Here is a 19,481-nt window from a genome sequence, read left to right as displayed (position 1 = left end):
AAGTTCCGTGCCTGAACTTAAAAACATCAATTAAAACAAATAGTTATGAATTTCTGTCGTCTGTGGCGAGGCAGTGTCGCCGCCTTGCGGCGGTTTTTTTGTCCCCGGCGGGCGACAGTTAAGGGGTGGAATGACAAGAAGTATTTAAAATCAAATACTTACAGTGTCTCTGTATGGATACATCAAGATTAAACGCCTGTTAGAAATTTGCAACAGTGTCGGCGGTGCGCGTCGCGGCATCCCAGGGTCTTCCCGAACATGTCGGGTGCTGGTTATCGCCATCCATGGCGGTTGCTGCGCTCAGCCCGTAGCCTGGAATGAGCGAAGCGAATTCCGGGTTGCGATGTCCGGGTCTGTCGGAATTCGCCCCTTCGGGGCATCATTCCAACCTACGGGAGCGAAGCGAACTGCATCTTGAACTGGCACGATTCGTCGGTATTTGCTCCTGCAATACCGATCTTCCCGCAGGGCGGCCTCCCGCCATCCATGGCGGTTGCTCTGCTCAGCCCGTAGCCTGGAATGAGCGAAGCGAATTCCGGGTTGCGATGTCCGGGTGTGTCGGAATTCGCCCCTTCGGAGCATCATTCCAACCTACGGGAGCGAAGCGAACTGCATCTTGAACTGGCACGATTCGTCGGTATTTGCTCCTGCAATACCGATCTTCCCGCGGGCGGCCTCCCGCCATCCATGGCGGTTGCTCTGCTCAGCCCGTAGCCTGGAATGAGCGAAGCGAATTCCGGGTTGCGATATCCGGGTCTGTCGGAATTCGCCCCTTCGGGGCATCATTCCAACCTACGAGGAGGGCCCTGCATCGACCGCGGAGCTGGCAGGCGCGGAGAACAGGTCCGCCGTCGTGTCGGTTTCGGCTTGTGGCTCCGGTTCCGGCGCCACAAGGTCTGCATGCTGGCTGTCGTCCGACTCGATCTCCTGTGGAGCCAGCTCGAGTTGCTGGACCGGGCTCGGTTTCATCGCTTCATTGGCGACGGCGAGAGCGGCGGCGGCAACCAGTACGCCTGAAAGCAGCAGGGCGGATTTTTTCATCTAGGCACTCCTTGTGGATTCTGAGTCGTAAATGGATTTACGGTTAGCTTTACAGAAACTAAACAAAAAATGTGCCAGTATAATAAAAATCTTTATAAAACAGTATGTTATACCGTATTCTCTGGGGCCGGGTGGGGCTGGGTCCGGCATTCGGGCCCGGTTTCGCGGGTAAGGTGTTGCGAAATCGAGACAGTGTTGGGTGGGGACGTTTATTCTTCTTCAAAAACAGCTACTTGGATCGTATCTGAATGCCGACGTGGGGCGCCCAGAAAACGGCTGCCGAAGGCGTCTCCACTCAGCGGTTCGCTGAAGTAGTAGCCCTGGCCCTGGAGTTCGCTGTGGCGACAAAGGTATTCGAGCTGGTCCGGCGTTTCGATGCCTTCGGTCACCACCTCGAGGCCGAGGCTGCGGCTCATGTTGATGATCGCCTCGATCAGGCCCCGGTGCGGTCCGGTGGTGGCGCAGTCACGGGTAAAGCTGCGGTCGATCTTCAGCACGCTGAGCGGGAATTTCTGCAGATAGCTGAGGGCGGAGTAGCCGGTGCCGAAATCGTCGATCGCGATGCGGCAGCCGAGTTCGGCGAGGGTCTGCATGATGCGCAGGTTGTTCTGGTTGTCGTGCATCAGCAGGCTTTCGGTGATTTCCAGTGTCAGGCAGTGGCCGGCGATTCCGTGTCGCTCGAGGGCATAGCGGACCGACGGCAGAAACTGACGGGACTGGAACTGGCGGGTCGAGACGTTGACCGACACGAAGCCGGGCGCGCCCGGCTGGCCCTGCCAAGCGGCGAACTGCTCGATCGCCTGGTGCAGTGCCCGGCGCCGAGCTGTACGATCAGGCCGGTCTCCTCGGCCAGTGCAATGAATTCGGCGGGCGGCAGCAGGCCGCGTTCGGGGTGGCGCAGTCGCAGCAGTGCCTCGACCCCGGCGAGTCCCCTGTCCTCCAGTCGCATGATCGGCTGATAGTGCAGTTCGAGCAGATCGTCATCGAGCGCATGGTGCAGCAGCTGTTCCATCGACAGCCGGTGGCGGGCGGCCTGCTGATGCTCCGGCAAAAACAGCTGGTAGCGGTTGCGGCCGCCCTCCTTGGCGCGGTACATGGCGATATCGGCGTTTTGCAGCAGCTGCTCCGGCGTGTCGGCATCGCGCGGCGCCAGGGCGATGCCGATCGAGCAGGAGACGAAAATCTCGCTGTCCTGGAGGTGGAAGGGACGCACCAGCCGGGACAGCACCCGTCGTGCCACCTCTTCGGCCGCGTCACCCTGATGCACCCGCTCGAGGATCAGCGCGAATTCGTCGCCCCCAGGCGCGCCAGCATATCCTGGGGTCTCAGGCTTTCCCGGATGCGCTCGCTGGCTTCGATCAGCAACTGGTCGCCGGTGCTGTGGCCGAAGATATCGTTGACGCACTTGAAGTGGTCGAGGTCGAGGAACAGCAGCGCCAGTGCCGGATCCGGCCGGGCCATCAGCTGTTCCAGGGTCTGGCGGAAGCGGTGGCGGTTGGGCAGTCCGGTCAGGGGGTCGAAATTGGCCTGATGGTCGATTTGCTGCTGTGCCTGCTTCAGCCGGGTGATATCGGTCATCACCGCGAGGATCTGCTGGTCGTCCTGCAGGGTGGCACGCAGCAGCACTTCAATCGGCTGTTGGCGCGCGCAGCGGATCTGCAGCGGCAGGTTGCTCAGCTCGCCGATCTCGGCCAGCATCCGCGTCACCCGGTCGCCATGCTGCTGGAGGGAATCCCGGGTCATCAGTTGTGCCAGGGGGTGCCGATCAGGTCGTTGCGGTTGAAGCCGAGGAACTCCAGCAGGTGGTCGCTGGTGTCGATAATGGTGCCGTCGCGGGACAGGATCAGCAGCAGCGCGGGTGTGCGATTGTAGAGGGAGCGAAAGCGCAGCTCGCTCTCGGCCAGGGCCCGGTGCTGCTGTTCCAGGTTGTCCTGCATCCGGTTGAAGGCGGCACTGATGCGGCCGAACTCGTCCGGAATCGGCCAGTGCAGACGCTGAAAAGGGCGCTCCCTTGACGTGATGATGGTCTCGAGCAGCCGGTTCAGCGGGCGGCCGATGACCCGGGTCTGAATGATCCAGGTGCAGATCAGCACCGCCAGAACCAGGGAGAACAGCAGGATGCTGATCTCCTCGATCTGCTGGCGGATGGAATTGTAGAGCCGGGTCTGGCCGACCGTTACACGCAGCAGTCCGGCCTGCTGCTCGATATGGGCATTGCGATAGAGAATCGGCTGCTCGATGACGCGGGTATCGGCGATCTCCTCCCACAGTGGCGAATGGCGGTCGGCAACGGGATGCAGGCCTTCGTCGAGCACTTCAACGCGCAGCATGTCGGAATCGGTCATCAGTGCCCGCTGTATGGCGGCGATCGCATCGTTGTCGAAGTTCCACACCGGTTCGGCGAGCAGGCGGGCATAGGCACCGACGACCTTCTGCTTTTCGGCCGACTCCAGAGCGGAGTGCCGGGCACTGATGTAGAGCGAGTAACTGAGCGACAGCAGCAGTGCGGCCAGCATGCCGCAGAGCATGATGTAGAGGAACTTGAAGCGAATCGAGTGACGTTTGCGAATCATGGCTGCAATGCCTGCCGACCGGTGTCGCCGTTGCGGCGCGGGCGCTCGAGGCTGCGCAGCAGCCGGGCCAGTGAAAAGTCGTAGGGGGCGCCGTCCGCGGAGGTGCGCAGCAGTTGACGATAATCGATGCGGTCCCAGTCGCCGTCGCCGAAGTGCTCGAGGTAGGGCGCCAGGTTGCAGGCTCGATGCTCTGCATCGCGAAGCGCAGCTGGCCGCCATTGTCCGGCGTGTAGAAGTCCAGGCCGCGGTCATAGTCGCGCAGCAGTACCAGGGCCCAGCCGCCGGCGAGAAAGTGGCCGCCATCGGTCAGCTGCAGCTTGCCCTGCTGCAACAGGGTCAGGCCCTGTTGCGACCAGTTCAGGCCGACGACGCAGATATCCTCGGTGGCGGACAGCCCCGCCGCCTCGAGCGCGTCGATGGCGCCGGCGGCGATGGGATCGTTGGCCGCCCAGATCAGGGCCGGGCGGATCTGGTTGCGCTGTGCCCACTGCAGATACTGGGCGGTGGCCTCGCGGGCGTCGGTCTGATTCCAGTTGGCGTAGAGAAAGCGATCCAGCACCGTATCGGGCTGGCGCTCGAGCTCGGCGAGCATGCCCGCGTTGCGGTCGAGCGAGGCCGGCGTGACCCTGTCGCCGCCAATGGCCAGCAGGTGCCGGGGCGCGGGCAGTCCGCGTTCCTGCGCGCAGTGCTGCAACGCCTTCATCATGCGCCGCCCGGCACTGGCATTGTCCGGCGTCAGGGAGCCGAGCCAGTGTTTCAGCCGGCCGCGGGGCTCGCCGACCCGGCCGCGCTGCTCGTCGGTGAAACTGTTGAGCAGCATCAGTGTACGGATGCCGGCGGCATCGGCCGCCGCGACCAGCTCTTCGGCCGCCTGCTCCTCATTGACCAGCACCAGGTAGTCGGGCCGGTGCCGGGCGATATGCTCCAGGCCCAGGGTCCGCATCTGCACCCGGTTGCGTTCGGCGTAGATCACATCGAGCTCGATGTCGAGGTCCCGGGCCGCCGCTTCCATGGTCCGGGTCACCATATCCCAGAAAACCTCGCCCTGTTTTCCGGGGTTGATAAAGGTCACGCTCATCGCCCGGGCCGGCACCGAAGTTGCCAGCAAAACGGCCACGATCGCGCCCAGGCGGAGTAATTCGCGTATGGACATCTGAACCTATCCCTGTTTTGTCGAGGCCGATTGCGGCCGCTTTTCTTGTTGTTATTTCCAGCCGTCCCGAGCGGCATGCCGGCTTCCTCCGGCACGCTTCTGTCGTCAGACAGCGACGGCGCGCCATTATAGCTATTTTTTGACCAAAGGGCAGGGAGGGTGATGTGTTACGGGTGACGGGGGCAGGCGGTGCGGTGCGCTTCGCTTACCGGCACCCTACAGGCTGTCCGGCCACGTAGGGTGCTGCTGAGCGAAGCGATGCGCACCGAACACTTAGGCGTAACCCGTCAATCAATCCAGCCGGAAGCCGATCTTCACCACCACCTGGTAATGGGCGATCTTGCCGTCGCGGATGTGACCGCGCATCTCCTTGACCTCGAACCAGTCGAGATGGTCCAGGAGGCGGCAGCCTTGGTCACGGCTTTCTGTACGGCGTCGTCGTAGCCGACGGCTGACGAGCCGGCGACCTCTATGAGCTTGTAAACATGGTCGGACATGGGGCTTCCTCTCGTTTGGGAATGGCCCCTTAACCAATAGCAGCGGGTCCGCGGTTCGTCGATGATCGGGCCGCATAATTCTTCCCCGCTGGCTTCCGTTCGCCCGCATCGGGCTGGCCGGCGTGCGAAACTCCGACCCGATGCCCTGGATCCGGCAGTCGATATGCAGGCCGTCGCAGCCTCAGGGGGTATCCAGCGCCGGCCAGTCGTACTCCGGTGCCAGCGCTAGCAGCATCTGGCGAATCACGCTGTCGTACCGGTCCACCTGGACCTTGCGGCTGTTGAGCACACAAAGTCCCGAAACATTGCTCATGATGAAAGCCGCCTGATCCGCCGGACTGGCCGTCGCGGGCAGGTCGCCCAGCAGCTGGGCGCGCTCGAGGGCATTCGCGAACTCCTGTTCCATCAGCGAAAGGCGGGAACACAGGTGGCGGCGTATATCGTCGTCCTGGGGGCCGAGCTCGAGCAGTGTCTTGGCCATCAGGCCGCCACGCCCGTCGACTTCGAGTATCAGCTTGGTGCGGAACTCGACAAAAAAGCGGTGAATCGCCAGCAGTGGCGGAATGGTGGCGCCGAGACAATGCTGTACCCAGTGCAACTGGCGATCGGCATAGAGATCGATCACTTCGAGAAAGAGCTCGCGTTTGCTCTTGAAGGCACCGTAGAGTGAACCGGGCTTGAGGCCGGTGGCACTGACCAGAGCGCTGACCGAGGTGGCGTGGTAGCCGCAGCGCCAGAATACCGAGAGGGCCGCGTCCAACACCTCGGTGCGATCAAATTCTGCTGGTCTGGCCATTGATGTATCCTTGATTTCCCGGGTGCGCGTCGATTATATAAATATTCGGTTGAGATGTGTCTTTATAAGATGAGTGTTTTAAACAAGCAATTGATTTTATACACAATCTTGCTGCCCCTGTTCTACGGCTGTGGCACATTGCAGGCCCCCGTCGCACCGGACAGCGGGGTCTTTTATCGCGGCGAGCTTGTGTCGAAGGGTGACGGCTGGTTGTTAAGGCCCTGCTATTCCCGGCAGGAGCTCATGCTAAAGGATACGGATGGGCGGCTCCAGCGCCGTTACCGCGAGCAGGCGGCATTGCCGGGGTTGCCGGTTTACACCGAGCTGGAAGCAACGCCGGCGGGGGAGGTCGTCCGCCTGCTGTTGGTCGGTGGCGACGCCCGCGCCTGCCGGGCGGAGCTCGACGGTATCGAGCTCAGGGTGGCGGGCTCCGACCCGGACTGGGATGCGGACCTGGCCGCCGGGCTTCTGGAGGTGCGGGATCAGACGCAGCTGCTCAGGTTGCGCTTCCGGGTCGAGGAGCAGTCGCCCTGGGGGCGTTACGACCGCGAGTGGAAGGGGACACTCAGGGGCGGTCGGCAGGAGCATCGTGTGGAGCTGGGGCTGGTCGACGGGGAATGCGAGGACCGGACCGGTGTCTGGTATGGCATACGCGCCGTGATGAAGCTCGATGACCAGGTCTATCGTGGCTGCGCACGCTTCGGTGACCTGGCGAGGCGTTCACTGCCCGGGCAGTATTTCAGCGAGCTGGTGACCGAGCAGGGGCCGGTGCGCACCATCGGTCTGTCGCTGGAAAGTGACGGTTCGGCGAAGATGCAGGAGAATTTTCACGACGATCAGCCGCAGGTGGTCCGCGAAGGCGTCTGGCGCTGGCTGCCGAGCGGCAAACTGATGCTGCACCTGCTGCACCGCGACGGCCAGCCTGAAGAGCGGGTCAGGCTGTTCAGCCGCCGTCTCGACGGCACCCTGGTACTGGAAGGGGAGACTCCGGAGTACGGGGCCCTCGGCCTGCGTCTGGCGCCTGCGCCTGACTCCTGAGCATATTTTTTGTGGGAGTCCACTGTTTTGGGCCCACTCTGTGGGCGAATAATCTCAATGCCAACTGAATTCGCCCGGGGGCCGGGCTCCTACGGTGGGTGAATAGCCTCGATGTCAACGGTATTCGCCCGGGGGCCGGGCTCCTACGGCGGGTTAATGGCCTCGGTGCCCACTGTGGGAGCCCACTTTGTGGGCAAATAACCTGTCCCGGTGCGCTTCGCTTCTCTGGCAATTGCTCCTGCATTGACAGGCGGGCCGCGTTCGGATTCACGCGGGGCGGCCTTCCGCCATCCATGGCGATAACCAGCACCCTACGATTCACCCGTCACCCAGACACCTTCCTGTCATCTTCAAACGGTAATATTTCGGCCGTTTCCATTGGCGCGCATCTTGCCTTGGTAAATCCGGATATGGTTCTTTCCGAATTTTCCGTTTGGCTCTTGGCATAACAGCTATAGAGAGCTCTTAGGAAAATCTCCTATGGCCAGTAGGGCCAAAGTCTGGAATCATTGAGAGCTTTTTTCGGGCGCCCGTACGAAAAGTAACCAGTGCGGGCCCGAGAACCAACAAATTGCACCCGGGGTGTTGAGGATTGCCCGACGAACAACCTTCGGGCGGTAGCGTGTCTGAACTGTGGGAGTGGCGCCTCGCCGCGAATGCTTTGGCACGACGTGGCGGACGCTCGCTCCGCCAAGCCCATACCTTGTGAGCCCCCGCGGCAGGGTAGTAAACTCCCTGCTCGGCGCCGACCGGGCCCGTGCTCCCGGCCGCGCTCTGAACGCATGATTGAGGGCTTTTCGGGAAGTCGTTTGGAACAATATAGGCCATTCCTGTCCTGTCATGGACTCGAACGAGGTCTTTGAAAAGAGAGCGGGATGTCCGAGCTATCCATATCTGCATTGATGAACGCCGGCGGTGAGATGCTGCAGCGTGCCCACGCGAGCCTGAAAGAACAGGCCCGGCTCATCGATCGGCTTTCCGGCTCGATCGGCGACAATTTCGCCGGGGCCGCACGTCTTTTGGACGCCTGCACCGGGCAGGTTGTGGTCGCCGTGCCCGAAAGCCTGGCCCGTGCCGGTGTTGCCATTGCCGCCGCACTCGAGGCCTCGGGCTTCGATGCTCGTCCTGTTGCAGGACCTGCGCCGGATGAACTGGCTGGTCATCTGTGCGAGCAGGATCTGCTTCTGCTGGTCGACCCGGAGCCGGCTCATTGGCTGGCGGCCCTGGCGCGATTCGAAGGCCCCATCGTCATACTCGGTGGTGAGGAAGAGTCGTTCACGACCTGTACCCGGGTACAGCTGCCGGTCTGTATCGATCGCAGCGGCTGCCCTGACTATCTGTTTTCCGCGGTCAGCGAGCTGGCGTTCATTGCGCTTGGCGATGCGCTGATTGCCGCGCTCGGCCGGCAAGGCCGCCGGGCTGCACCCGAAATTTGAATCGAGGGGTTTCTGTAACCGATGTATCGAAAATCCAACAGATTGGCCCGCGTGGCCCTGGGCCTGCTGACCGCCATCGCGGTCGCCGGCTGCAGCAGCTCCCAGCCCCGGGGAGCCTATGATGCCTCTTCCTATGTCGGCGGCGAGCCGCTGGTTACCAAGGGCGAGGCCCTGTCTTCCGAGGTTTCGGAGTTCCTGGCACAGGGCGCGGCCCAGTCGACCCGCTTCTTCGCCAGCAGCTACTGGGGTGACAATGTCGAAGTGACGGCACAGTCTCCCTATTATGCCGCCAGCGGCCGCTACTGCCGTGAACTGGTGGTCAGCAAGATGACCGACGAGGCGCCTGCACGCTGGCTCGCCTGCGAAGGCGGAAGCGGCCAGTGGGTCGCGGTGCGGGCACTTCGGTAACGAAGCCATAGAATTGATGTCCACCTGCCGCGGGCCGTGTCGAAGCTACCCGAACGCTTAACCGTCAAGCGACGAAGATCGGGGGCGTAACCGCCATCCGTGATCTAGGAAATCCAAATATGAGATCAGTATTTAATCTTAAAGCCCTTGGCGCGCCACTGCTGGCGGCGGCCCTGGGTCTCGGCGCCCAAAGCGCGAGCGCCATCGGCATCGAGGCCTCGATCCTGCCGACCTATCAGCAGGCCGAAGCGGTGCCCGAGAAAAAGGAAATAGAGGAGCAGGCCGGTACCAACTGGCGTACCGGCACCTATGCCGATCCGTCCCAGCTGCGTGGGCCCGTTGCGGGTGACGAGCTGCGTCCCTTCGGCGCCCACCTGTTCACCGGCGGCTTCCGCGGCGTGCGGGCCGACGGCCTCAATCCGGATTACAAGCTGGTACCGGGCGACCAGATCACCCTGCGGGTCTGGGGCGCGGTCGAGATCGAGCGTGTGCTGCCGGTCGACGCCCAGGGCAATGTCTTCATCCCGGCGATCGGCCCGATCAAGGTCCAGGGCCTGACCAACGGCGAACTCAACAGCCGGGTCACCTCGGCGGTACGCTCTGTCTATCCGGAGAACGTCCAGGTCTACACCAACCTGCAGGGCGTCCAGCCGGTCGCCGTCTTCGTCACCGGCTACGTCGAGAACCCCGGCCGCTATGCCGGCACGCCTAGCGACTCGCTGCTCTACTTCCTCGATCAGGCCGGCGGCATCGACGACCAGCTGGGCAGCTACCGCCAGATCGAGGTGCTGCGCAACAACAAGGTCATCGCCCGCGCCGACCTCTACGACTTCCTGCTCAACGGTGATCTGGCAAGGCCGCAGTTCCGCGACGGCGATACCATCGTCGTGGCCGAGCGCGGACCGGCGGTGACCGTCACCGGCGATGTCGAGCGCGACTACCGTTACGAACTGTCACCGGACAGCCTCAATGGCAACTCGCTGCTGGGGCTGGCCCGGCTGAAACCGGACGTGACCCACGTACTGCTGCGCGGCAGTCGCACCGACGGCCCGGTATCGCTCTACTACACCACCGCCGAGTTCGGTGCACAGACACTGCAGGACGGCGACGAAGTGCTGTTCAGCGCCGATATGCGCGACGAGACCATCGTCGTGCAGCTCGAGGGCAGCTACTACGGTCCGTCCCGTTACGCCGTGCCGAAGAACACCCGGCTGCACGACCTGCTGGACAATGTCGCCGTGCCGCGCGAGCTGACCGACGTGCGCAGCATCTCGCTGCGCCGCCTCAGCGTCGCCGAGCGCCAGCAGCAGTCGCTGGACGAAAGCCTGCGCCGCCTCGAGACCACCTACCTGGGGGCTTCATCCGCGACGCCGCAGGAAGCCGAGATCCGCGTCCGTGAAGCCGAGCTGATCAGCCAGTTCGTCGAACGCGCCTCCCAGGTCGAGCCGAGCGGCCGACTGGTCGTCGCCCACAACGACCGCATCACCGATATCCGCCTGCAGGACGGCGACGTCATCACCCTGCCGGAATACAGCGACTCCCTGCTGATCAGCGGCGAGGTGCTGGTGCCCCAGTCCGTGGTCTATACCCCGGGTGTCTCGGTCAAGGACTATATCGAAGGCGCCGGCGGCTTCACCCAGCATGCCGACGACGACCATATCCTGGTCGTGCGCCAGAACGGCGAAGTCCGCAACGCCGACGACGTCGCGCTGCGCCCGGGCGACGAAATCCTGGTGCTGCCGATGGTCCCGACCAAGAACCTGCAGCTGGCGACCAGCCTCTCGCAGATCATCTACCAGATCGCCATCGCCACCAAAGTTGCGATCGATCTCTGATCTTCGTTCACGCGATACCCCGCGCGGGCTCCTGGCCCGCGCCTTCATTTTACGGAGTTTGATGTCTTGAAAACCCGTACTCCCTGGCAGGTCACAAGATCGGTCTGGTACGCGCTCTTTATGCGCGAAGCCGTCGCCCGCACCATGGCCGACCGTATGGCCTGGTTCTGGATGCTGGCCGAACCGATCGCATTGGTCCTCATTATGGTGGCTATCCGGACGCTGATCATGGGCGGTAAGCATATCGCCGGAGCGGACTTCGTGCCCTGGCTGATTACAGGTCTGTTCGGTTTTTTCCTGTTCCGCGAGAATATGATGCGCTCTCTGGGAGCTGTTGAAGCCAACAAAGGACTTTTTGCCTACCGACAGGTTAAGGCAGTGGACCCGGTTCTGGTTCGATGCTTCCTGGAAGGCATGTTGAAGACCTTTATTTTCCTCCTCTTTATAGCGGCGGGGCTTTTGCTGGACGTGGGTTTAATGCCTGAAAGTCCGTTGGAAGCTCTCTTCGACTGGCTGTCTCTGTGGGCCCTGGGTATGGGAGCAGGGCTGACGCTGTCGGCCCTGTCTTCCCTGGTGCCAGAGATGGGGCGTGTTGTTCGCATTATTTCGTTGCCATTGATGATCATCTCGGGGGTGATTATTCCGTTGAACTTCGTTCCTCATGATCTTCAGCAATATGTACTCTGGAACCCCATCGTTCATGGACTCGAGAGCCTGAGGCAGAGCTTTTTTGCTGAGTATCGTTCGCTTGATGGTATCAGTCTGACCTATCTCTGGCTCTGGACCTTGAGCCTGACATCACTGGGCCTGATGCTGCACTTGCGATTCGAGATGAGGCTGAAAGCGCAATGATTCGCATAAAAGATCTGTACAAGCGCTATCACAATCATCACGGCAGCGACTGGGTACTTCGCGATATCAACCTTGAGATTCCAGCAAACATCAGTGTTGGTTTGGTTGGGCGGAATGGTGCCGGCAAATCGACTCTGCTGCGACTTATCGGAGGGATGGATAATCCGGACCGCGGGGAGATCACCCGGGACTGCAGCGTATCCTGGCCCATCGGCTTGAGCGGGGGCTTTCAACGGTCGATGACGGGGCGGCAGAACGTCAAGTTCGTTGCACGCATCCATGGCGGGCAGCACGATCTCAGAGAGGTCATTCGTCGCGTAGAGGAGTTTGCAGAGATAGGTAAAGCATTTGACGAGCCGGTTAAAACCTATTCGTCGGGGATGCGTGCCCGTTTGGCGTTTGGCCTGTCGCTTGCCTTCGATTTCGATGTCTATCTATCCGATGAAGCGACTGCAGTCGGTGACCGTACTTTCAGGCAGAAAGCGGAAGAGGCTTTCAAGAGCCGGATCGGGAAAAGCAGCCTTATAATGGTTTCCCACAGTGAAGGGATTCTTAAAGAACTGTGTCAGGCCGGAATATTGCTCCATCAGGGATCTGCTGTCTGGTTCGATAACATCAATGACGCCATCGCAGCCTACCATGACTCCGCTCCTCTGAAGTCAAAGGCCGGAACGCAGTAGCGACGAATATACAAACCGTATTTGGCACAAGTTTATTGGGTTTAAATTAAAATGAAGCACTTAGTACAGCGTTACCCATACTGGCTTTTCTGTCTGGTTTCCATAGCGGCGGTCACCCTGTACTGGTCGGTTTGGGCCAGCGATCGATATGTATCCGAATCGAACGTCGTGCTTGAAAGCCCGCAGATCGCTCCGCCTACCCTCAGCTTCTCTTCACTGTTGAGTGGAGCTGCGGGAGGAAGCGGAGATATGCTGCTGCTGCGTGACTATCTTTTGTCGGTCGATATGCTGCGCAAGGTCGATGCAGAGCTGGACTTTCGTCAGCATTACTCCAGCAGCGATATCGATGTATTCTCGCGTCTCATGGAGGAGGATGCGCCCATCGAGGAGGTACACGAGTATTACCTGAAGCGGATAGCCGTTGAGCTGGACGACTATGCACAGGTACTGCGCATTCGCGTGGAAGCTTTCAGCCCCGGTATGGCACATGCGATTGCATCCCTGCTTCTCAGCGAAGGTGAGGCGCATATGAATGCGATGGGGCAGCGCCTTGCAGAAGAGCAGGTACGTTTTCTCGAAAAGCAGGTCAGCCAGCTCAGCGGCAGGTTCAGCGAGGCCAGACAGGCACTGCTCGATTATCAGAACGCGAACGGACTGGTATCCCCAACGGGCACCGTAGAAAGCCTCAATGCTGTCGTTGCCAACCTCGAGGCTCAGCTTGCGAACCTGAAAGCCAAACGTACCGCCTTGGCCAGCTACCAGAGCGCTCGCTCGCCTGAGGTCCTGAAAGTCGCAAGAGAGATTCAGGCCCTGAACAATCAAATCTCCCTTGAGCGGGCGCGGATGGCTCAACAGTCGGGCGGCGCACTCAACACCGTATCGTCGGAGTATCAGACGCTGGAGCTGAAGGCCCAGTTTGCTCAGCAGAGCTATTCAGGTGCCCTGGCCGCCCTGGAAAACACCCGAATCGAGGCTGCACGAAAACTGAAACAGGTATCGGTACTGCAAAGCCCCACACTGCCTGAATATTCGATCGAGCCAAGGCGTCTCTACAACATCATCGTGTTTGCGATTATTGCGCTGTTTCTGGGGTTGATTTTCCAGATGCTGGTTCTGATCGTCAAAGATCATCGTGACTGATCCGAGAGAAAATCACGATTCCCAATCTCAGGTAGACGTGAATGTGAAAGAAAAAACGATTCTGGTCACCGGCGGGGCTGGCTTTATAGGTTCTGCCGTGATTCGCGAGATTATTAAAAATACTGAGCATTGTGTCGTTAACTTCGACACGCTTACGTACGCCGGTAATCTTGAGTCATTGGCGGAGGTCGTTTCGAACCCCAGATACCATTTCGTAAAGGCAGATATTTGCGATGCAGCGGCGGTAGAGGGCGCTTTCAATCGTTACCGGCCCGATATCCTGATGCACCTGGCCGCCGAAAGCCATGTCGACCGTTCCATCGACGGTCCGGCCGACTTCATCCAGACCAATATCGTCGGCACCTATACACTGCTCGAGGCGGCTCGCCGCTATTGGGTCGGCCTGAAAGAGAGCGATCCGAAAAAGGCACAGGCGTTCCGCTTTCACCATATCTCGACCGACGAGGTCTACGGCGACCTCCATGGCGCTGACGACCTCTTCACCGAAACGACACCCTATGCGCCGAGTTCTCCCTATTCGGCGAGCAAGGCCAGCTCCGACCATCTGGTACGGGCCTGGCAGCGTACCTTTGGCCTGCCGAGCCTGGTGACCAACTGTTCCAACAACTACGGCCCCTATCACTTCCCGGAAAAGCTGATTCCGCTGATGATCCTCAATGCGCTGGCCGGCAAGCCGCTGCCGGTGTACGGCGATGGCAAGCAGGTGCGCGACTGGCTCTTCGTCGAGGATCACGCCCGGGCATTGGTGCTGGTCGCTCAGGAAGGGGCTGTGGGTGAGACCTACAATATCGGCGGCCACAACGAGAAGCAGAATATCGAGGTCGTACACAGACTCTGCGAGCTGCTCGAGGAACTGGCACCAGAGAAGCCCGAGGGCGTGTCTGCGTACAGCGATCTGATCACCTATGTCACCGACCGCCCCGGCCATGATCTGCGCTACGCGATTGACGCCGGCAGGATCGAGCGCGAGCTGGGTTGGGTGCCGCGTGAGACCTTCGAAACCGGACTGCGCAAGACAGTGGAGTGGTACCTGGCCAACGAAAAATGGTGGCGCCGGGTGCAGGACGGCAGCTACCAGGGCGAACGACTGGGTGCCCTGGCATGAGAATCCTGCTGACCGGTAGCACGGGGCAGGTCGGCTTCGAACTGTTGCGCAGCCTGGCGGTTTTCGGTGACATCGTCGCCCCGACGCGCCAGGAACTGGACCTGTGCGACCTCGAGGCCGTCGGCCGCTTCGTCGAATCGACAGGCCCCGACCTGATCGTCAACGCCGCCGCCTGGACGGCCGTGGATGCGGCTGAAAAGGAAGAAGCCGCGGCCTATCGCCTCAACGCCGAGCTGCCCGCTCTGTTGGCCGCCTATGCGCAGGCGCAGAGTAGCTGGCTGATCCACTACTCCTCGGACTACGTCTATCCGGGCAGCGGTTCCGTGCCTTGGACCGAAGCGAGCGAAACCGGTCCGCTGTCGGTCTACGGTGCCAGTAAGCGGGCAGGTGACGAGGCGATAGCGGCGTCCGGCGCAAGGCACCTGATCTTCCGAACAAGCTGGGTGTACAGCGCCCGCGGCCACAACTTTATGAAGACGATGCTGCACCTTGGTAGGGAGCGCGACAGCCTGAATGTCGTTGCCGACCAGATCGGCGCCCCGACCCCTGCGCGCCTGATCGCCGAAGTCACGGCCCTCGCCGTCTCGAAACTCCCTCGCTCGCCCCGTGGGAGCGGCGCCCTCGCTGCGAATAACTCGGGCGTTACTGGTGCAGAGGGCTGTCCGTTCGCGAACCTGCACGGCATCTACCACCTCGCCCCCCACGGCGAAACCAGCTGGCACGGCTTCGCCCGGGCGATCTTCACCTTGGCGAAAGAACAGGGGATGGAACTGGCTATCGGCCCGCAACAGGTCGCAGCGATCACAACTGAACAGTATCACACACCGGCCAGGCGGCCGTTGAATTCCCGGCTGAACCTTGGCCGGCTCGAGCGGGCGCTGAATATCGAACTGCCCGACTGGCAGTCGCAGCTCGGCCTGACACTGAGCGAATATCTCCAGAACTCAGGTTAAGGAGCATTACAGATGGCACGCAAAGGTATTGTACTGGCCGGCGGGTCCGGAACCAGGCTTCACCCGATCACACTGGGCGTATCCAAGCAACTGCTGCCCATCTATGACAAGCCGATGATCTACTATCCGATCTCGGTGCTGATGTTGTCCGGCATCCGTGAGATTCTGATCATTTCGACACCGGATGACTTGCCCCAGTACGAAAAACTGCTGGGCAGCGGTGAGCAATTTGGGGTCAATTTCAGCTATGCCGTGCAGCCGTCGCCGGACGGTCTGGCGCAGGCCTTTATCATCGGTGAAGAATTCATCGGCTCCGACCCGGTCTGTCTGGTACTCGGGGATAATATCTTCCATGGCCAGCACTTTTCCGACCAACTGAAACGGGCCTGCGCCCGTGAAAAGGGAGCTACTGTGTTCGGCTACCTGGTCAACGACCCGGAGCGTTTCGGTGTGGTCGAGTTCGATGACCTGGGCAACGCCATATCCATTGAAGAAAAGCCGGAAAAGCCCAAATCGCCCTATGCGGTGACCGGGCTGTACTTCTATGACAATAACGTTGTAGATATCGCCAAAGAAGTAAAGCCATCAGACCGGGGGAACTTGAAATTACCTCCGTCAACAATGCTTATCTTGAGCTGGGTCAGTTACATGTAGAGCAGTTTGGCCGAGGCTTTGCCTGGCTCGATACCGGTACGCACGACAGCCTGATCGAAGCGAGTCAGTATGTGCAAACGATCGAGCATCGTCAGGGGTTGAAAGTGGCCTGTCTCGAAGAGATCGCCTGGCGTGCCGGCTGGATCGGCCGGGAGAAACTGGCTTATCTGGCTGGCAAGCTGGAGAAAACGGGGTATGGCCTTTACCTGCACCGTTTATTGAGTGAGCAGTAAATTTTATATAGTAAGTGAGAAAATGGGCGAATGCCATGGAAACTGATTATCAAGCGTTAAGCCAGTCCGATCTGTTCGATTCTGAGTGGTATTTAAACCAGTATAGCGATGTACAAAAGGTTGGGATGGACCCCGCCGAGCATTTTCTTCGTTATGGCTGGATAATGCGTCGAAATCCTTCTGCGAAGTTCAATACTCGGGAGTATCTGCGCGAGAATCCCGATGTGGCCCAGGCGGGTGTCAATCCTGTGCTTCATTTTATCCACAAGGGAAAAGCGGAAGGCCGTGGTGCTCCTGTAGTGAAAAAGCAGAGCCAGGATGTAGTGATTCCGAAGTTGCAATCAAATCTGGACGAGTACCTGAGTTCTGCGGTGAGCGATGTTGGGCAAGACAACCAGTTGGCACAAACCCAGCAACTTCTCGAACACTATTTCAATCGCTGCCAAGAGCTTGAATACCAATTGATGGACCGTTGAGACAATTATGATGAAAGTATTGACCGTTTTTGGAACCCGTCCGGAAGCCATCAAGATGGCGCCGCTCGCGCTGCAGCTGGCAGCCGACGAGCGCTTCGAAGCCAAAGTCTGCGTAACCGCCCAGCACCGTGAGATGCTGGATCAGGTACTCGGCCTGTTCGAGCTCGAGCCGGAGTACGACCTGAACCTGATGAAGCCGGGCCAGGACCTGACCGATGTCACCACCGGTATTCTGCAGGGGCTGAAAGCCGTGCTGGCCGAATTCAAGCCGGACATGGTGCTGGTCCACGGCGATACCGCCACGACCTTCGCGACCACCCTGGCCGCCTACTATCAGCAGATTCCGGTCGGTCACGTCGAAGCGGGTCTGCGTACCGGTAATGTGTATTCTCCCTGGCCGGAAGAGGGTAATCGCAAGCTGACCGGCGCGCTGGCCAATATTCACTTCGCGCCGACGGCGACCTCGCGCTCGAATCTTCTGAATGAAGGCATCAAAGAATCCGACATTCATGTGACCGGCAATACGGTGATCGATGCGCTGCTGGAAGTCGTCCGCAAACTGGACAAGGACCAGAGCCTTGCCAAAGCGCAGAGCCAGGGTTTCGACTTTCTCGACGATAACAGGAAGATGGTGCTCGTCACCGGTCATCGGCGCGAGAGCTTCGGCGGCGGATTCGAGCGCATCTGCCAGGCGCTGGCGGAAACGGCCGAGGCGCACCCCGATGTGCAGATCGTCTATCCGGTGCATCTCAATCCCAACGTACAGGAGCCGGTTCACCGGCTGCTGGTGGCGCACGACAACATCCATCTGATTGCACCGCAGGATTACCTGCCGTTCGTCTACCTGATGAATCGTGCCCACATCATTCTGACCGACTCCGGCGGTATTCAGGAAGAGGCTCCATCCCTGGGCAAGCCGGTACTGGTGATGCGCGATACCACCGAGCGCCCGGAAGCGGTCGAGGCCGGAACGGTCAAGCTGGTTGGAACCGATGTTGCAACCATCACCCGGGAGCTGAACACCCTGCTGACCGACCGGGATGCCTACAACACCATGAGCTACGCACACAACCCCTACGGCGATGGCCTGGCCTGTCAGCGCATTCGCGATGCCCTGGCCGCTCTCTGATTTTGACTAAAGGACTCTATGATGAATTTTGAAACGATTTCCGTAATCGGCCTGGGTTATATTGGGCTGCCCACCGCTGCCGTCTTCGCCTCGCGCAAGAAAAAGTCATCGGCGTAGACGTCAACCAGCATGCCGTCGATACCATCAACAAGGGCGAGATCCATATCGTCGAACCCGAACTCGATATCGTTGTGCACGCAGCCGTAACCGAAGGCTATCTGCGGGCCACCACCAAGCCGGAGCCCGCCGATGCCTTTCTGATGGCAGTGCCCACACCTTTTGTCCACGACGAAACCGGTGGCACTCACAAGGCGGACCTGCGTTACATCAAGGCTGCCAGCGAATCGCTCGCGCCGGTGCTGAAGAAGGGCGATCTGGTGGTACTGGAGTCGACCAGCCCCGTGGGGGCGACCGAACAGATGGCAGAATGGCTGGCCCAGGCGCGCCCGGATCTGACGTTCCCGCAGACCCATGGTGAAGCATCCGATATCCGCATCGCCCACTGTCCGGAACGTGTACTGCCGGGGCATGTCGTCCGTGAGCTGGTGGAGAACGATCGTGTGATCGGTGGCATGACGCCGAAGTGCTCGGAAGCGGCCAAGGCGGTCTACAAGATCTTCGTCGAGGGCGAGTGTGTTATTACCACTGCCCGTACCGCTGAGATGGCCAAGCTGACCGAAAACAGCTTCCGTGACGTCAACATCGCCTTTGCGAACGAGCTCTCGGTAATTTGCGACAAGCTCGATATCAATGTATGGGAACTGATCGCCCTGGCCAACCGCCATCCGCGCGTCAGCATCCTGCAGCCGGGTGCCGGTGTCGGCGGGCACTGCATCGCGGTCGATCCCTGGTTCATCGTCGACTCCTGCCCGGAAGAGGCGCGCCTGATTCGCACCGCCCGTGAAGTCAACGACGGCAAGCCGCAATGGGTGCTCGAGCAGGTCAAGGCGAAACTCGAAGCCCTTCACCAGGCGCATCCTGGCGCGACCCGCAGCGATATCAAGGTCGCCTGCCTCGGCATCGCCTTCAAGCCCGATATCGACGACCTGCGCGAGAGCCCGGCGCTTGGAATTGCCGAGGCGGTAGCCGAGCTGGGCTGCCAGGTACAGATCGTGGAGCCGAATATCGAAAGCCTGCCGGAGAATCTGCAGCGCGCCAATACGGCGCTTGTCAGCCTCGACGAGGCGCTGACCCAGGCTGATGTGATCTGCGTGCTGGTCAAGCACAAGCCCTTTATCGTGCAGGCTGAGGCCGTGCGCCAGAAAGCCAGTGTCGTCGACGCTGTAGGTCTGTTGTAATACTGCCCCACTGCAAATTAAACGAGCATGTAGACCATTCATCGGTTTGCATGTTCGTTATTGCTTCCAACCTGCTCCAGCAACTTGCCGGGTATAGGTCATTGGAGGCCCGGCAATTGTCAGCTTAGCCCAGTAGATAATGGATTTATCGCTGAGGTCATAA

Annotated in this window: 15 protein-coding genes and 4 pseudogenes; 13 read left to right on the top strand and 6 right to left on the bottom strand. The window is 60.3% G+C overall.

From position 1 onward, the window contains the following. Positions 1-792: 792 nt before the first annotated feature. The 6 genes and pseudogenes from ACFQDL_RS02615 to ACFQDL_RS02590 form a co-directional block, all read right to left on the bottom strand. The gene (locus tag ACFQDL_RS02615) at positions 793-1,041 is read right to left on the bottom strand and encodes a hypothetical protein (protein ID WP_379907695.1); all 249 of its coding nucleotides are present in this window, start codon (positions 1,039-1,041) and stop codon (positions 793-795) included. Between the two features lie 209 nt (positions 1,042-1,250). Continuing rightward, positions 1,251-2,619, bottom strand: a pseudogene (locus tag ACFQDL_RS02610) (putative bifunctional diguanylate cyclase/phosphodiesterase). Between the two features lie 164 nt (positions 2,620-2,783). Beyond that, positions 2,784-3,386 (bottom strand): HAMP domain-containing protein, encoded by a 603-nt coding sequence (locus ACFQDL_RS02605; RefSeq protein ID WP_379907694.1) that lies wholly within the window; start codon positions 3,384-3,386, stop codon positions 2,784-2,786. Continuing rightward, on the bottom strand, positions 3,358-4,767 hold the full coding sequence (locus tag ACFQDL_RS02600; RefSeq protein WP_379907692.1) for an ABC transporter substrate-binding protein: 1,410 nt from the start codon (positions 4,765-4,767) through the stop codon (positions 3,358-3,360). The genes ACFQDL_RS02605 and ACFQDL_RS02600 overlap by 29 nt, the downstream gene beginning before the upstream one ends. Before the next feature lie 291 nt (positions 4,768-5,058). Then, positions 5,059-5,264, bottom strand: a pseudogene (locus ACFQDL_RS02595) (dodecin). A 181-nt stretch (positions 5,265-5,445) separates the two neighbouring features. Continuing rightward, positions 5,446-6,060, bottom strand: a complete 615-nt coding sequence (locus ACFQDL_RS02590; protein ID WP_379907690.1) for a TetR/AcrR family transcriptional regulator — start codon at positions 6,058-6,060, stop codon at positions 5,446-5,448. 243 nt (positions 6,061-6,303) lie between these two features. On the opposite strand from ACFQDL_RS02590, the gene ACFQDL_RS02585 reads away from it, so the two are divergent. The 13 genes and pseudogenes from ACFQDL_RS02585 to wecC all read left to right on the top strand — a co-directional run bounded on the left by ACFQDL_RS02585 (position 6,304) and on the right by wecC (position 19,318). Beyond that, positions 6,304-7,098 (top strand): hypothetical protein, encoded by a 795-nt coding sequence (locus ACFQDL_RS02585; protein WP_379907689.1) that lies wholly within the window; start codon positions 6,304-6,306, stop codon positions 7,096-7,098. An 875-nt stretch (positions 7,099-7,973) separates the two neighbouring features. After that, positions 7,974-8,534 (top strand): hypothetical protein, encoded by a 561-nt coding sequence (locus ACFQDL_RS02580; protein WP_379907687.1) that lies wholly within the window; start codon positions 7,974-7,976, stop codon positions 8,532-8,534. Between the two features lie 51 nt (positions 8,535-8,585). Then, positions 8,586-8,942, top strand: coding sequence for a DVU3141 family protein (locus ACFQDL_RS02575; RefSeq protein ID WP_379907685.1), 357 nt, complete (start codon positions 8,586-8,588; stop codon positions 8,940-8,942). A gap of 119 nt (positions 8,943-9,061) precedes the next feature. Continuing rightward, positions 9,062-10,777, top strand: a complete 1,716-nt coding sequence (locus tag ACFQDL_RS02570) for a polysaccharide biosynthesis/export family protein (RefSeq protein WP_379907683.1) — start codon at positions 9,062-9,064, stop codon at positions 10,775-10,777. A 120-nt stretch (positions 10,778-10,897) separates the two neighbouring features. Beyond that, positions 10,898-11,629, top strand: a complete 732-nt coding sequence (locus ACFQDL_RS02565) for an ABC transporter permease (protein WP_379912827.1) — start codon at positions 10,898-10,900, stop codon at positions 11,627-11,629. Next, positions 11,626-12,309, top strand: coding sequence for an ABC transporter ATP-binding protein (locus tag ACFQDL_RS02560; RefSeq protein WP_379907681.1), 684 nt, complete (start codon positions 11,626-11,628; stop codon positions 12,307-12,309). Before ACFQDL_RS02565 ends, ACFQDL_RS02560 begins: the two co-directional genes overlap by 4 nt. Positions 12,310-12,360: 51 nt before the next feature. Further along, entirely contained in the window at positions 12,361-13,449 is a 1,089-nt protein-coding gene (locus ACFQDL_RS02555) for a KpsE/RkpR family capsule polysaccharide export protein (RefSeq protein WP_379907680.1), read from the top strand. Between the two features lie 43 nt (positions 13,450-13,492). Beyond that, a complete protein-coding gene (gene rfbB, locus ACFQDL_RS02550; RefSeq protein WP_379907678.1) occupies positions 13,493-14,575 on the top strand; it encodes a dTDP-glucose 4,6-dehydratase in 1,083 nt (360 codons plus the stop codon). Further along, positions 14,572-15,528: a dTDP-4-dehydrorhamnose reductase gene (gene rfbD, locus ACFQDL_RS02545; RefSeq protein ID WP_379907676.1), complete on the top strand. Its 957-nt coding sequence runs from the start codon at positions 14,572-14,574 to the stop codon at positions 15,526-15,528. The genes rfbB and rfbD overlap by 4 nt, the downstream gene beginning before the upstream one ends. A 12-nt stretch (positions 15,529-15,540) precedes the next feature. Further along, a pseudogene (gene rfbA, locus ACFQDL_RS02540) lies at positions 15,541-16,415 on the top strand (glucose-1-phosphate thymidylyltransferase RfbA). Positions 16,416-16,450: 35 nt separating this feature from the next. Then, positions 16,451-16,891 (top strand): hypothetical protein, encoded by a 441-nt coding sequence (locus ACFQDL_RS02535; protein WP_379907674.1) that lies wholly within the window; start codon positions 16,451-16,453, stop codon positions 16,889-16,891. Positions 16,892-16,901: 10 nt separating this feature from the next. Then, a complete protein-coding gene (wecB, locus tag ACFQDL_RS02530) occupies positions 16,902-18,020 on the top strand; it encodes a non-hydrolyzing UDP-N-acetylglucosamine 2-epimerase (RefSeq protein WP_379912825.1) in 1,119 nt (372 codons plus the stop codon). A 21-nt stretch (positions 18,021-18,041) separates the two neighbouring features. Continuing rightward, a pseudogene (wecC, locus tag ACFQDL_RS02525) lies at positions 18,042-19,318 on the top strand (UDP-N-acetyl-D-mannosamine dehydrogenase). The last annotated feature ends 163 nt before the right edge of the window (positions 19,319-19,481 follow it).

Origin of the sequence: Marinobacterium aestuariivivens, assembly GCF_042661465.1 — a bacterium.
Classification (GTDB): domain Bacteria; phylum Pseudomonadota; class Gammaproteobacteria; order Pseudomonadales; family Balneatricaceae; genus Marinobacterium_A; species Marinobacterium_A aestuariivivens.
Note: the sequence above shows the minus strand (reverse complement) of the source record. Positions and strands in the feature narration are given on the sequence as shown.